Raw genomic sequence first — 13831 nt, 5'->3', positions numbered from 1 at the left:
GTGTGTGGTTCACCGACTGGCGTGGCGACGCTGACGAGCGGATGCTGGCAGACGGACCGGCGATCGGCGATCTGCTCGCAAACTTGGCCCGTACCGGAGTGGAAGTACGCGGCCTTGTCTGGAGATCTCACGGAGAGCGTGTGTCGTCACCGATCAGTGGTCGGTCCAACGAGCTTCTGGGGCGTGAGATCAACGAGGCGGGCGGAGAGGTGCTGCTGGATCAGCGAGTACGCCTGTTCGGCTCTCATCACCAGAAATTCTTCGTCATCCGCCATCGTGACGACCCGTCGCGTGACATCGCTTTCGTTGGCGGGATCGACCTCTGCCACAGCCGTCGGGACGACGCCGACCATGCGGGAGACCCGCAAGCCCTGAACATGGATCCCCGGTACGGCAAACGACCTCCGTGGCACGATGCCGCCCTCGAATTGCACGGGCCCGTGGTGGCAGACCTGCTGGCGGTTTTCGCTGAACGATGGAACGACCCTCACCCCCTCGACCGGCGCACTCCCTATCGGATGCTGTTGCAACGTCTTGCCCACACGCCGCGGCATCCCAAGCCACTGCCGGAGGCCGCGCCACCGCCACCGCCGGCGGGGCCCCATGCCGTCCAACTGCTGCGCACCTACGGCGTGAAACGTCCGCCATTCCCGTTCGCACCCGCCGGGGAGCGTAGCGTTGCCCGCGCCTACGCGAAAGCCTTCGCCCGCGCCCGCTCGCTGATCTACATCGAGGACCAGTACCTGTGGTCGACAGAGGTCGCGGCCGCCCTCGCCGCGGCCCTCGAACGGAACCCCGAACTGAGGGTGATCGCCGTCGTGCCGCGCTACCCCGCCTCTGACGGGCCCCTCGCAGGGGCGCCGAGCCGGATCGGGCAACTGCGTGCCATCGCCATGCTGCGCCGGGTTGCCTCAGACCGGATCGGTGTGTTCGACCTGGAGAACGACACCGGGACTCCGATTTGTGTCCACGCCAAGATCTGCATAGTCGACGACACGTGGGCCACCTGCGGTTCGGACAACTTCAACCGGCGATCATGGACCACGGATAGCGAGCTCACCTGCGCCGTCATCGACACCACTGCCGATGGCCGGGAGCCGTCCGGTATAGAGCCCCGCAGCGACGTGGCCCGAAGGCCGCCGCGCGATCTTCGCCTCCAGCTGTGGGCCGAACATCTGGCCCTCGACCCGAGCGATCCCCGACTCCACGACGAGGGGGCCGGGCTCGACCTGTGGAACGCCGCCGCCGATGCGCTCGACCATTGGCACGAAACTGACCGCCATACGCCCCGGCCCGCTGGACGCGTGCGCCACCATAATCCCGAACCTGTCTCGGCCCTCCAGCGACTCTGGGCAGTTCCGAGCAGCCGCCTCGTCCTCGACCCGGACGGTCGCCCCCGCGCACTGCGCGGCACCGCCCAGTTCTAGGCCGACGAGATCAGAACTGACTGAGCCGGAACGCAAGAACGAACCCAAGCGATTGCGGGGGCGATCGTGGCCACTGACCAGACCACCAGGATGTACCTCTTGGAGCGACCGTTCTTGCGCATTCCGGCTCCCTTCAGCGACCCGACCGGTCCGCGCCGCGTGTCCACGCCGCCAGCCGATCGCCGACCGTGCGGGTGTGTGCCAGCACAGGAGAGGTGACCATTGTGCGGCGGGGCAATCAGGGAGACGTGGGCTCACTGAGCCCAGGGCGGGCTCACGGCGGAGGTGTCACCCTCAACGACGAAGCGCATTCCCAAGGGAGTGACGATCCAAGCCGAGGCTGGTTCGTCGGTCTCGTTGCTCACCTGGAATCGGGAGCCGGCCGGGACCGTAACAACCCCTCCGGCAGAGACTTCGGCGTGCTCATCATCGACCGCGATGATCAGTCGGCCGCTCAGCACTCGAAAGACTTCTTCGACCGACATCCGATGGGGGACGCCCGGGGTGTGCGGTGCGAACTCGGCTTGCCAGGCGCCTAGCTGGTGGGCGCCCGTCGCCGTGCGCACGAATGAATGGAACGTCACGCCGTGGATCCTGAATTCGACGGCATCGTTGGTTGTGTTTATCGGCATTGCGTCTCTCCTTATAGTCAATCTCACTGACCATAAGGTCAACAAGATTGACTAGTCAAATTAGGATGGGAACGTGAGCGCAACAGTTCCGGACAATCTGATTCCCTTCCTCCTCATGGCCAGCTTTCGTGGGTTGATAGACACCCTTCACGCCCGGCTGGCCGAATGCGGCTTCGGCGATGTGCGAGCCATTCACGGGATGGCCATGCAGGCGATCGGCGAGGGGTGCACGTCGACGGAAGTGGCCAGGCGGCTCGGCGTTTCGAAACAGGCTGCCGCCGTCACGGTTCGAGCGCTGGCGGATCTGGGCCTCGCAGCCAGCGAGGCCAATCCTCACGACCGTCGCGAGCGACTCATAACGCCCTCGGATCGCGGATCGGACATGCTTGCTCAGTCCGGCCGCATCCTCACGGATGTGATTGGCACCTGGCGCGAGGAGCTGGGCGACGATGCGGTGAACGCGACCATACGAACGCTGGCCGCTGTCGATCACGGGCGACGGTCGATCACGGACGTGTCTGACTGGCTCTGAACCCGAGAACCACTACTGCGCTTCGACTTGACGCGCACGGCGATTGTCGAGGGTGTCCGGGCGTGCCCTTCGCGAATACGTTCCGAGGTTGCAGGGGTTAGCAGGCTGTGACGCAAAGCGCGTGAGGGCCGTCGACGCGCCGGGTAGCTTGATACCGACGCGGATGTCAGCACGCCGCCGTTGCGACCGGGGGTCAGGCGAGGCGCGTCTCGCAACCTTCTGGGGTTCGGCAATGCTTCCTTTGCGTGGCATCGCGCACTAATATGCAACATGGAGGTTGCCTATTATGAACTCAGCAACAGGATCAGAGTCGAACGCCGTCGTGAAACGCGTCGTGCTCGACGTTCCGCTCGAACGTGTCTGGGCCGCGATCACGGATTCGAGCCGGTTTGGGTATTGGTTCGGCGCGGAGTTTGACGGCCCTTTCGTCGCAGGCGAAGTGGCTACCGGCCGCATCCGCCCGACCCAGGTTGACCAGGAGACCGCTGCGCTGCAGGAACCGATGAGTGGCATGCCGGTGACGGTCTACGTCGACGCGATCGAGGCGATGGTGCGGTTCGCGTTCCGCTGGCACCCGGGTCCGGAAAGTGACGTACTCACGCGCGTGAGTTTTGAACTTGCGCCGACCGAGGCCGGCATCGCCGTTACGGTGACCGAGGAGGGCTTCGACGAGCTGCCCGACGACGTGAGGTCGCAGCGTCGCGAGAACAATGCCGAGGGCTGGGAACACCAGGGGCGGCTGCTAGCGCGCTACCTCGAACTGCCCGCGTGACCAGCGTGCTGCGGGACGCGGCTCCCGCGATCCTCGCCCTCGCTGATCCGGTTCGAGTGGGCCTGGTCGAGAGGCTCGGCGAGCGTGGCCCGGCCTCGCTCGCGCGCCTGGCGGCCGACACGACGATCACGCGGCAGGCGATCGCTCGGCATCTCGGAACCCTCGAGAGCGCCGGACTCGTCGCGAGCGAACGGCGGGGGAGGGAGCGCATCTGGCAGCTGCGGCCCGAGGCGCTCGAAGCGACCGGCAGGGCTCTCGTCGATGCCTCGCGCCGCTGGGACGACGCGCTCGAACGGCTGCGCCGCTACGTCGAGGACTAGCGTGCGATGCTCGAGGTGCCGGAGGTTCTGACTCGTCCGCTCGAGGCCCTATCGCTGCTGCATACTGATGATCGTCTTGCCGGTGCGCCGCTTCGTGGGGTTGAGTGCCGCGATGGCGTCGTCGAGACTTGCGATAGTGCCAATGTTCGACTGCAGACGTCCATCGCGCACCCGTTGAACGATCTCGGTGAGCTGTGCCGGATTCGATTCGACCACAAAGTCGATGGCCACGCCCTCGGCCGGACGCGACTCGACCGGGCCGACCACGCTCACCAGCGTTCCTCCAGGACGGATCAACCTCGCGGACCGCTTCTGGATGTCACCACCGACGACGTCGAACACCAGATCGACTGCGCCGACCTCGTCGAGTGAGTCACCGCCGAGGTCCACGAACTCGTGCGCACCAAGGTCGAGCACCTTCTGCCGGTCGTGCGCTCGACCCGTGCCAATGACGTGCGCACCCGCCTCGAGCGCCAACTGCACCACCATGGATCCGACAGCTCCGCCGGCGCCGTGCGCGAGCACCGTCTGCCCCGACTGAAGGTGACCGTGCACGAACAGCCCCTGCCATGCCGTGAGCCCCGAGATCGGCAGGCTTGCGCCCACAGTGAAGTCGATGTCGCCGGGCAGCGGTGCGAGGTTGCGCGCTTCGATGGCGACATACTCGGCGAGCGTCCCGTCCCGATGCCAGTCGGAGAGGCCGAACACCCGCTGCCCCACGGATAGTCCCGTCGTCCCGTAGCCGAGGGCCGCTACCACACCGGCAAGCTCGTGCCCCAGGACGGATGGCGTTCGATCGCGACCCGCTCGATCCGCCCAGGTCGATGGCCACTCGATCTCGGTCGGCACGTACCCGGCCGCGTGTATCTCGACGATTACATCGTTGATCGCGGGGGAGGGCTGAGGACGCTCCTCCAGCGTCATTCCCGCGGTTCCCGCCGCCTTATCCGTCACTACTACTGCCTTCATGAGGCACCTCCATCTGTGCGACCACCTGGCCGGATGCGACGGTCGCGGTCATCAATCCATGCTAATCACCGAGAAGTGCGGTGCGCTGGTCTCGCCCGGCGGACGTGACGGCCTCGTGCAGCCAGCTCTCCCAGCATCGCGATAGCCTTCCGTTCGTGCACCACTTGCCCCAGGCCTCGACATGATGGAACACCGCTCATCACGCCTCGCGCGTGCTGCACTCGTTGCCCTCGCCGTCATGGCGCTCGTTGGCTGCGCGAGCACCCTAACCGTGCGGGCGCATCCATTCGCCACCCCATCACCGACCCGCCAGGCGCCATCTGCGAACCCGCAGTTCCGCGCTTTGGAAGCTCAATTCGACGTGCGGCTGGGTGTCTACGCTCTCGACACCGGAAGCGGCCTCGCTCTTGGCTATCGCGGTGATGAGCGCTTCGCCTACGCCTCCACGATCAAGGTGCTCGCCGCCGCAATGCTGCTCAATCAGACCACGGAGCAGCAGTTGGACACACTCGTGCGCTTCGACAAGGCCGATCTGCTCGCGCATTCACCCATCACGACGCAGCGGCTGGGCAGTGGGATGACCCTGCGCGAACTGACGGATGCCGCCCTTCGGTATAGCGACAACACGGCGGCCAATCTGATCTTCGAACACATCGGGGGTCCGTCCGGTCTGGGCGCCTGGTTGAAGCGGGCGGGCGATGGCATCACACACGTCGACCGCAAGGAGCCCGAGCTCAACGAAGCCTCGCCCGGGGACATCCGCGACACCAGCACGCCGGAGGCGCTCGCGAGGGATCTGGAATCGCTGCTGATCGGTCGCGCCCTCGCGGCAGACGATCGGGCCGCACTCACGGCATGGATGATGGCCAACACGACCGGCGGTGGCCTGATTCGTGCCGGGGTGCAGTCGGGATGGAAGGTCGCAGACAAGAGCGGCTCGGGCGGCTACGGCACGCGCAACGACATCGCCGTGATCTGGCCAGCCACGGGCGCACCGATTGTGCTCGTCGTGATGTCGAGCAGCGCCGACCGCAATGCCCAGTACGACGATGCCCTCATCGTCCAAGCGACGGCGACAGCAATCGGCGCGCTTAGACCCTGATACTGCCCGCGCCGCCGGCGAGCTGCCGAGCACGAGTTGCCACGGTCTCGTCGAGGCACCTCGCTTGGAGTGAGCGCGATGACGCGCTAGCGTTTTAAGGAGGAAGGGGTGACGATGAGCGATCCGCATCTGGCCGCAGCTCTGGACGCTCTGGAGCGTTCGGCGCAGGAGCCTGCGAACTTCTACCAGCCGTTTCTCGCCCTGTTGCCGGTATCCGGCGCGGCGGTATCAACCGTTGGCAAACTGCTCGGAAGCGAGACCGTGTCGGCGAGCGACGACCTCGCACTGCGCGTCGACGAACTCCAGTTCGATCTGGGGGAGGGCCCCTGCTGGGACGCAATGAATCAGGGGCGCCCCGTCCTGATGCCCGACATCCGTGCCAGCCGAGGGAGATGGCCCGCGTTCTCCGCGGCCATTCTCGAGTGCGAGGTTGCGTCGCTGTTCGCCTTCCCGCTTGTGGTGGGCCCGCTCAAGATCGGTGCGGTCGACCTGTACTCGATCGGAGCCACGACTCTCGACACCGCGCAGACGGAACAGGCAGCGACGATGGCCAACGCCGTTGGACGCCACGTGCTTCGTCGCGCCCTCGACACCGTGGGCGGCGACTTCGACGACGTAGGGACCGCGCACTCTCGCAGGCTCATTCACCAGGCGACCGGCATGGTGCTTGCGCAACTGCGCATCCCAGGCGATGACGCGCGCCTGGTCATTCAGGGCCACGCTTTCGCGGCAGGGCGTCCGATGATGGAGGTCGCCCAGGAGATCATCGACGGAAAGCTCGAATTCACCCGCCGGGAGACCGGGATCGAGGTGTCCGAATGAAAGATCCCGCCCGCGAGGGTCAGCTCCTGGAGACCTTCGCCAAGCTCGCAGACACCCTCGTTGCGGACTACGACGTCGTGGACCTGCTCCAGTTGCTGGTCGACACGTGCAAGGATCTTCTCGACACCGAGGCCGCCGGAATCCTTCTCGCGGATTCCGCGGGCCAGCTCGAAGTCATCGCTTCGACGAGCGAGGCGAGCCGACTGGTCGAAACGATGCAGCTCGGGGCGGAGGCCGGACCCTGTATCGAGAGCTTTCACTCCGGACAGGTTGTATCGGTGCCAGACATCACGAGGGCGCCCGATCGATGGTCGCGTTTCCGTGACAGTGCCCTGCGACAGGGTTTTGCTTCCGTGCATGCCATTCCCCTCCGCCTCCGGGACACGACGATCGGCACACTGAACCTCTTGGGCGAGTCGATCGGCGAGTTGCAGCCCGAAGATGCGACCGCAGCGCAGGCTTTCGCTGACGTCGCGACCATCGGCATCCTGCATGAGCGAACGGTGCGTGAAAGCACTGTGCTCGCCGATCAGTTGCAGGCCGCACTTGACAGGCGCATCGTGATCGAACAGGCGAAGGGCGTGGTCGCGTTCACCCAGAAGGTTCCGATCGACGAGGCCTTCACCCTCATTCGCAACTACGCGAGGGCGCACCAGCTCCCGGTCAGCCATGTCGCCGCTCGGCTCGTCGACATGAGCCTGAGCATAGACGGTGAGAGCGACGCGAACCCGAAGCAATAGGGTGTGGCGCGCGTAGACTGAATGTCTCGCCCCTGACCCCGGTGACGCTCGAACCATAGTGCGACCGGAGGCGGACGTGAAGACTCTCACACTCCCTAACGCCGAGTACGTTACGGGTAGCGACATAGCGGATGGCGTGTTGAAGTACAGCCTGGCCCTGACGCGGAGGCAGGATGTCGACATCGTCGATGTTCCCTTCGTCGGAGACCATGGCGCTATTTGGCGCGTGCAACTGATCGTCGGCTGGCGCATGGGGCTGGCCGTGATTTCGTCTGACGAGCGAAGCGAGCCGGGTGAGCTCTTTGATGTCGAGGCAATGGGCGTGATCCGTGCCAAGTCTCATGCCCTGGGCGCACCGCAAGGCCACGCCTTCACTCCGGCCGAGCTCGAGGCACTGCAGCGGCCCAGCTACGAGCCGTATTACGCGTAGTGCTCAGTCGGCCCTGACTTCGCCGTCGAGGGCGACGTTCACATCCGGGTCGATCCGGGAGCGCTGGCGTCGCAGCGCGGCGAACACGGTCGCCAGCAGAAGAAGGGCGACGACCACGAGGATGCTGCCCGCGAGCGTGATCGCTCCGGTCACGCCCATCAGGCCGCCGAGAACGCCGATGACGATTCCGCTCCCCACACGGAATCCCATGCTGGTCATCGCATAGGCACCGATGAAGCTGCCGCGTCGGTCATCGGGTGCGGCGAGCTGCACGACGGTCAGGCTCGTGGAGTCCGACACGAGGCTGGCGAGCCCGGCGATGACGAGCACGACGAGGCTGAGTGCGTAATTGCGCGACTGCGCGAAGGTCACATAAGCGATCGCCATCACCAGGGTGCTGACGATCGCGAGACGCGTACTGGCGCGTACGCGACCGATGGCCTCGAGTGAGATTCCGCCGACCACCGCGCCAAACGACATCGCCACAATCAGGGCGCCGTAGCCGAGGCCGGAGTCATCCTGCCCGAGCAGCGCCCCGAATTCGGGAAACAACGGCATGAGCGCGGTGCCGATCAGCAGGCCTACCGCACCCTGCAGCACGATCACCACGAGGATCGACGGGTACTTGGGCAGGTCGCGCAGCACTCCCAGCACCGTAGAGAAGGAGATCCGCCGTGACGGCTGATCCTTCTGGCGGTGCCCGTCGACGGGCACGATGAAGAGGTAGATCATGAACGGCAGGTAAAGCGCGACGTTGATGAACATTCCCGTCGGAGCACCGACCACGAACAGCATGGCCGCTCCGAATGCCGGCCCGACGAACTGCCCGAGGCTGAGCCCGGTCGACATCAGTCGCACGCCGCTGGGCACAACATCGCGACCCACCAGATCGAAGATCATGACACCGTCTGCCTGCCGCCAGACTGCGCTTGCCAGGCCATGCAACAGGAGAAGCACGAGGCAGTGCCACGGTTGCAGCGTTTCGGTCAGCAGCAGGATGCCCCATCCGACGGAGGCGAGCATGAAGAGCCCACATCCGACCTGGATGATGCGCCTGCAGTCATAGCGATCGGCCAACGCCCCGAACGCGATCCCTCCCAGGAGGTGCGGGATCCAGTGGCTGATCACGGCGAACCCAGCCAGCAGGGGGGAGTGGAAGTACTGCCACATGGCCCAGTAGGTGATGGCGTGTTCGGCGTTGTCTCCGGCCATCAGGAAGGAGCCGCCCGCCAGATATCCCTTGTACCAGGGAGCGCGCAGCGCCGCGAACTTCATTCGTTTTCCAGCATGCTACAGAGATTCTTGCACACCGCACGGCGCCGACGGTGCGGCGACGCAGCGCCGCGACAGCTGCCAGTGGCCGCAGCGGCCTACTTCATCTCCTGGTGCGAGTTCTTGAAGAAGATCGAGTCCGCCGTCACGCCGACAAGCCCGAGGTTGACCCTGAGCAGTGTCGGCGGAAGCTCGTTGCCAGGCGGGGGAGTCGCCGCTCCGAGGGTGATGCCGGTGCCGTCCGGCAGTGTCGCTGTGGCCGAGTCGAGGTAGACCTGTACGTGCCCGTGCAGGGTCATCTGGTCCGCGGTCGACACGAGGGAGGGCCCTGTTGCCTTGCGCACGTCAAGCATGAAGCCCTTGATGACGATCTCGTCGGCGGCGAGCTTGATGACGGGTGTTCGCGAGCCGTCGATGAGCGGCACCGTCACGACGCTCACGGACTGCAACCCGGTGAACGAGATCGATGAACCACCGAGTTGTGCCGCCGGCAGCGTGAAGATCGGGGTGCCCTGATCCGGTTGCGCGGGCGTCGCTGGAGCCGTGGGTGCGGGAGTCGTTGGCGCCGCGGTCGACCCGCCCAGCGGATTCGGTACCGGCTTGGGAAGCGGAATCAGCGGCGAGGGGGAGGGCGAAGGAGACGGAGAAGGCGAAGGAGAGGAGCACGACATGAACAAGGGAATGCAGAGCGCCGCGGGCGCGGCCGCCGGCGCGGGAGTGGCGCCGATTCCGGTGAGTGCGAACGCGAGGCACGCCGCCGCGACCCCGCGAGACGTGAGGCGACGAGGCGTGCGCGTGTCGCTCACGATCCGTTCGTCCCCGTGGCAACCTGCTGCGCCACGATCGTCTCGTCGGAGACCTGTTCGCGGTTCTTCGGCATCCAGGCCACCGTCAGAATTCCGCCGATCGCTCCGAGCAGCATCCCGATGAAGAAGCCGCCCAGGTTCACACCGATGAGCGAATACACCGACACCACGAGCGCGATGACGCCGTAGAAGATGCGGTGAACGGGCATGAGCATCGCGAGGATGCCGAGCACCACGAGGAGGATCGGAATGACCGTCGCCTGCAGGCCCTCAATGCCCAACTGGACGTGGATGTTCCCTACGTCCAACTGGCCGGAGAAGAACATCTCGACACCGGCGAGAATGGTCAGCAAACCGCCGACGAAGGGGCGCTCGCGGCGCCAGGCAACGAATCGTGGCCAACGTGTGCTGCTCATGCGCTCTTCCCTTCTATCACCGTCGTGCGTCGCGCGCTCGGACGACGAAGTCAGAAGCACCCCTTCGACCCGTCGGTGAGCTGCACGTGCATCCCGTTCAGGGTGAAGACCGAGGCCTGGGTGCTCCATGCGGTCTGCTGCAGGCCGGTGATCTTGATCGTGTCCGCATCCTGTGCAAAGTCGCCCGCGGCGCCCTTTGCGCTCGTGTTCACCGTTGAGGCGTCGACACCGATACGAATGTTGCCGAAGCTGGAGTCACCCTTGAGGTCGGTCATGCCGATCTGCAGGTCGGATGCCTCGGCCGGCTTGTCCCCGCCGCCCGCGGTGATGAGCATGCCCACCTTGCCGAGCGGGGTGTCGGTGACGACCGACTGGCATAGGTTGCTGAGCTTCGCCGAGCGGATGTTGGCGATGGCCACCGGGTGCGCCTTGCCTGCCGTGTCATTGGTGACCCCGGCGTACTGCGAGAACCCCGAGCCATCCAGCAGCGAAGCACTGATCTGGAACTGGCTGCCGGAGACGGAGAACGACACCGGCACGGCACCGTTCGCGACGCCGCCCATGATCAGCGTCGCGGCGACCGCGACGGGAACGGCGGCGAGCACGATGCGGCCTGCGTGGGTGTTGGTGAGCTTTCGGAACTTCATCGGTCCTCCTACGTCGAGGTGGGAGCGGCGAACCCGGGCGAGCGCCTTGCCACTAACCACACTTCTCAGTCGAAACTAGGGCGCTACTGACCGTTCGTCAATAGGGTGGCGCAAGGGACAAAAAAGGTGTATATACCCCCTAATGGGGGTCGTGTCGACCCGCTCGGATGTCTGACCGTGGCCCGGTTATGCTCGCTTCATGGACACCGACCGCCGCGTCAGACTCAGCCCGGAGGCGCGTCGCGCACAGCTCGTGGCGCTCGGTGTCGCCGCGCTCGTCGATCGACCGCTCGAGTCGGTCACGATCGAGTACCTTTCGGAGCAGGCCGGTGTCTCGCGGGCTCTCCTGTTCCACTATTTCGGATCCAAGGACGGGCTGCACCGCGAACTCGTGCGCACGGCTCGTGACAGCATGCTCCACGCCACGGAGCCTTCGGCCGACCTGGCGCCGCTCGACCGGCTCCATGACACTCTCAGCAGGATCGTGCAGTTCGTGCGGGACCATCGCGGTACTTTCTATTCGCTCGTTCGCGGCACGGCGAGCGGAAGCCCGGAGGTGCGGGAGGTGGTCGAGCAGGCCCGCCGCGCCCAGGCGCAACGCCTCATCGAGGTGTTCCGCGAGCTCGGCGCGGGGGACTCCGAGCTCCTGCGCGTCGGGCTGCGATCGTGGGTTGTCTTCGCCGAGGAGGTTCTGGTGGAGAGCGCGGTCGACACCACGATGTCCGCCGACGACATCGTGGGATTTCTCGAGCGCAGCGCGCGCGCGATCGTCGCATCCGTCGGGTAGCGTGACCGCGAGCGGTGCACGAGAATCAACGGATGCCGATCCTGCCACGGGCGCTGCGCCCGGCCGTCGCGAAGTTCTCACGCACGCGCCTGTTTCGGCGCATCGGTCCCTCGATCATGCCCCCGCTCGAGCGCGTGACGGCGTGGGTCACCGGCGGCCGGGTGCAGCTCAGCGGGCTTCTCGTTCCCTCTCTCGTGCTGCACAGCGTCGGAGCGAAATCGGGCCTCGAACGCGACACACCACTCATGTACTACCCGGAGGCGGGCGGCACAATGCTCGTGACCGGCAGCAATTTTGCCCGCGGCTCCCATCCGGCATGGACGGTCAACCTCATGGCTAACCCCGATGCCGCAATCAGTCTCCACGGCAGGCGCCTGCCCGTGCGGGCGGAGCGGCTCGACCGCGAGGAAGTCGAGCGGGTGTGGCCGAAGATCGAGCAGCAGTGGCCCGGCTATCGCGAATACGAGCGTGCGGCGGGCAGAACCCTCCGCATCTTCAGGCTGCGGCCCTGAACCCCGAAGCCGGTCGTGCTCAGGCTTCGGCGGCGCGCAGATCTTTCCGCAGAATCTTGCCGGAGGACGACTTGGGAATGGAGTCGACGAATGCCACCCGCCGCACCTTCTCATGCGGTGCGACGCGGGCGGCGACGAAGTCCATTACGTCGCGGTCGCTGAGCGACGCGGCCTGCTGCAGCACGACGAAGGCCTTGGGAATCTCTTGGCCGTCGTCGTCCAGCACTCCGATCACGGCGGCATCCGCTATCTGCGGATGCGAAAGCAGGAGCGCCTCGAGCACGGCCGGCGCGACCTGGTAGCCCTTGTATTTGATGAGCTCCTTGAGTCGGTCGATGATCGTCACGACGCCGCGCGCGTTCGCGGTGGCGATGTCGCCGGTGTGCAAGAATCCGTCGGGTTCCAGTACTTCTGCGGTCGCCTTCTCGTTATTGAGGTAGCCGACCATGATATTTGGACCGCGGCACAGCAGCTCGCCGGGTGCACTCTCGCCCTCGGCGGGAATCTCGATCTCCTCGCCCGTGAGCGGATCGATGAGCTTGCTTTCGAGATTGGGGATGGCCGGGCCGACCGAGTCGAGTGGCACGTCATCCCAGTCGAGCGGAATGGCGTGGCTCACGGGACTCATTTCGGTCATCCCGTAGCCCTGCCGCATGCGCACGTGGATCCTGTCGGCCACGGCCTGCGCGAGTACGCCGTCGAGTGGCGCGGCTCCGGAGAACACCGTATCGAGGCTCGACAGGTCGTACTGGTCGATCAACGGATGCTTCGCGAGAGCCACGGCGATCGGCGGCGCGATGAAGACGTATGTACAGCGGTACTCCGCGATGCAGCGCAAAAAGTCTGCAAGGTCGAACCGCGGCATCGTCACGAGGGAGCAACGCTGCGCGAGGGCGAGATTGAGCAGCACGGTCATGCCGTAGATATGAAAGAACGGAAGCACGGCCAAGACCCGATCGCTCGGGACCACTCCGATATTGGGCACGCTCTGCGCGACGTTGGCGACGAGATTGCGGTGCGTGAGCATCACGCCTTTCGGATGCCCGGTGGTGCCGGAGGAGTACGGCAATACCGCGAGGTGCGTCGCCGGGTCGAAGGAGACCTCGGGCGCCGGTAGCCCCGCGGAGAGCAGATCTTGCAGGGAGGAGTACCCCTCCACGCCATCGAGCACGATCACGTCCGTGCGAGCGAGACCCGCCGCGGTTGCAGCCTCAAGGGCCTGCGCCAGCAGGGGCGAGACCGTGAACAACAACCGCGCTCCCGAGTCCCTGAGTTGGTTCGCGATTTCCGCGGCGGTGTACAGCGCATTGACTGTGGTAGCAACCGCACCGGCGCGCAGGATCCCGTGGAACACGGTTGCGAACGCGGGAACGTTGGGGGAGTGCAGTGCGACGACATCACCGACGGCAACACCTCGAGCGGCCAGGGCACCGGCGCACGCATCGATCTGAGCGCGGAGTTCGCCGTAGCTGGTTTCGGCACCCGAAGTGCCGTCGATGAGTGCAATCCGATCGAGATCATCCTCAGCAAGCGACGCAAACAGCGCGTCGTACACGCTCAGCTCGGGAATGATGACATCGGGTAGTGGGCTGCGGAACACGTTCATCTCCTTTGATGATGTGTTGCCAGAGTACGCTTGGCTGCC

17 protein-coding genes are annotated in these 13831 nt (G+C 65.6%); 10 read left to right on the top strand and 7 right to left on the bottom strand.

The genetic code is table 11. From position 1 onward, the window contains the following. Positions 1-2 precede the first annotated feature (2 nt). Entirely contained in the window at positions 3-1427 is a 1425-nt protein-coding gene (locus ABUA37_RS06155) for a phospholipase D family protein (RefSeq protein WP_349898252.1), read from the top strand. A 254-nt stretch (positions 1428-1681) separates the two neighbouring features. Here the strand turns inward: ABUA37_RS06155 and ABUA37_RS06150 are convergent, their stop codons facing one another. After that, positions 1682-2059 (bottom strand): cupin domain-containing protein, encoded by a 378-nt coding sequence (locus ABUA37_RS06150; RefSeq protein ID WP_349898251.1) that lies wholly within the window; start codon positions 2057-2059, stop codon positions 1682-1684. Positions 2060-2132: 73 nt separating this feature from the next. On the opposite strand from ABUA37_RS06150, the gene ABUA37_RS06145 reads away from it, so the two are divergent. The 3 genes from ABUA37_RS06145 to ABUA37_RS06135 all read left to right on the top strand — a co-directional run bounded on the left by ABUA37_RS06145 (position 2133) and on the right by ABUA37_RS06135 (position 3683). Next, positions 2133-2591, top strand: a complete 459-nt coding sequence (locus ABUA37_RS06145) for a MarR family winged helix-turn-helix transcriptional regulator (protein ID WP_349898250.1) — start codon at positions 2133-2135, stop codon at positions 2589-2591. A gap of 286 nt (positions 2592-2877) precedes the next feature. Further along, positions 2878-3363: an SRPBCC domain-containing protein gene (locus ABUA37_RS06140; protein WP_349898249.1), complete on the top strand. Its 486-nt coding sequence runs from the start codon at positions 2878-2880 to the stop codon at positions 3361-3363. Next, a complete protein-coding gene (locus ABUA37_RS06135) occupies positions 3360-3683 on the top strand; it encodes an ArsR/SmtB family transcription factor (protein ID WP_349898248.1) in 324 nt (107 codons plus the stop codon). The genes ABUA37_RS06140 and ABUA37_RS06135 overlap by 4 nt, the downstream gene beginning before the upstream one ends. A 48-nt stretch (positions 3684-3731) precedes the next feature. Here ABUA37_RS06135 and ABUA37_RS06130 read toward each other — a convergent pair whose 3' ends face one another. After that, entirely contained in the window at positions 3732-4652 is a 921-nt protein-coding gene (locus ABUA37_RS06130) for an NADP-dependent oxidoreductase (RefSeq protein ID WP_349898247.1), read from the bottom strand. A gap of 181 nt (positions 4653-4833) precedes the next feature. Here ABUA37_RS06130 and bla point away from each other — a divergent pair, with 181 nt between their 5' ends. From bla to ABUA37_RS06110, 4 genes are all read left to right on the top strand, one after another. Continuing rightward, positions 4834-5754 (top strand): class A beta-lactamase, encoded by a 921-nt coding sequence (bla, locus tag ABUA37_RS06125; RefSeq protein WP_349898246.1) that lies wholly within the window; start codon positions 4834-4836, stop codon positions 5752-5754. 114 nt (positions 5755-5868) lie between these two features. Next, positions 5869-6576 (top strand): GAF and ANTAR domain-containing protein, encoded by a 708-nt coding sequence (locus ABUA37_RS06120; RefSeq protein ID WP_349898245.1) that lies wholly within the window; start codon positions 5869-5871, stop codon positions 6574-6576. Further along, positions 6573-7316, top strand: a complete 744-nt coding sequence (locus ABUA37_RS06115; RefSeq protein ID WP_349898244.1) for a GAF and ANTAR domain-containing protein — start codon at positions 6573-6575, stop codon at positions 7314-7316. Before ABUA37_RS06120 ends, ABUA37_RS06115 begins: the two co-directional genes overlap by 4 nt. Positions 7317-7392: 76 nt before the next feature. Further along, positions 7393-7746 (top strand): hypothetical protein, encoded by a 354-nt coding sequence (locus ABUA37_RS06110; protein WP_349898243.1) that lies wholly within the window; start codon positions 7393-7395, stop codon positions 7744-7746. Positions 7747-7749: 3 nt separating this feature from the next. On the opposite strand, the gene ABUA37_RS06105 is transcribed toward ABUA37_RS06110, so the two are convergent. The 4 genes from ABUA37_RS06105 to ABUA37_RS06090 form a co-directional block, all read right to left on the bottom strand. Beyond that, positions 7750-9021, bottom strand: coding sequence for an MFS transporter (locus ABUA37_RS06105; protein WP_349898242.1), 1272 nt, complete (start codon positions 9019-9021; stop codon positions 7750-7752). Positions 9022-9116: 95 nt separating this feature from the next. Then, positions 9117-9824 (bottom strand): hypothetical protein, encoded by a 708-nt coding sequence (locus tag ABUA37_RS06100; protein ID WP_349898241.1) that lies wholly within the window; start codon positions 9822-9824, stop codon positions 9117-9119. Continuing rightward, complete coding sequence (locus ABUA37_RS06095; protein ID WP_349898240.1) at positions 9821-10240, bottom strand: DUF6114 domain-containing protein; 420 nt, start codon at positions 10238-10240, stop codon at positions 9821-9823. The genes ABUA37_RS06100 and ABUA37_RS06095 overlap by 4 nt, the downstream gene beginning before the upstream one ends. A gap of 50 nt (positions 10241-10290) precedes the next feature. Continuing rightward, positions 10291-10887, bottom strand: coding sequence for a DUF6230 family protein (locus ABUA37_RS06090; RefSeq protein ID WP_349898239.1), 597 nt, complete (start codon positions 10885-10887; stop codon positions 10291-10293). Positions 10888-11086: 199 nt separating this feature from the next. Here ABUA37_RS06090 and ABUA37_RS06085 point away from each other — a divergent pair, with 199 nt between their 5' ends. Together ABUA37_RS06085 and ABUA37_RS06080 are read left to right on the top strand one after the other, a co-directional pair. Next, positions 11087-11674: a TetR/AcrR family transcriptional regulator gene (locus ABUA37_RS06085; protein WP_349898238.1), complete on the top strand. Its 588-nt coding sequence runs from the start codon at positions 11087-11089 to the stop codon at positions 11672-11674. A gap of 32 nt (positions 11675-11706) precedes the next feature. Beyond that, complete coding sequence (locus ABUA37_RS06080) at positions 11707-12186, top strand: nitroreductase family deazaflavin-dependent oxidoreductase (protein WP_349898237.1); 480 nt, start codon at positions 11707-11709, stop codon at positions 12184-12186. Between the two features lie 19 nt (positions 12187-12205). Here ABUA37_RS06080 and ABUA37_RS06075 read toward each other — a convergent pair whose 3' ends face one another. Beyond that, positions 12206-13786 (bottom strand): AMP-binding protein, encoded by a 1581-nt coding sequence (locus ABUA37_RS06075; protein WP_349898236.1) that lies wholly within the window; start codon positions 13784-13786, stop codon positions 12206-12208. Between the last annotated feature and the right edge of the window lie 45 nt (positions 13787-13831).

It is taken from the genome of Parafrigoribacterium soli (genome assembly GCF_040227235.1).
Taxonomy (GTDB): Bacteria; Actinomycetota; Actinomycetes; order Actinomycetales; family Microbacteriaceae; genus Parafrigoribacterium_A; species Parafrigoribacterium_A soli.
The sequence above is the reverse complement of the archived record's forward strand: the minus strand, read 5'-3'. Positions and strand labels throughout refer to the sequence as shown.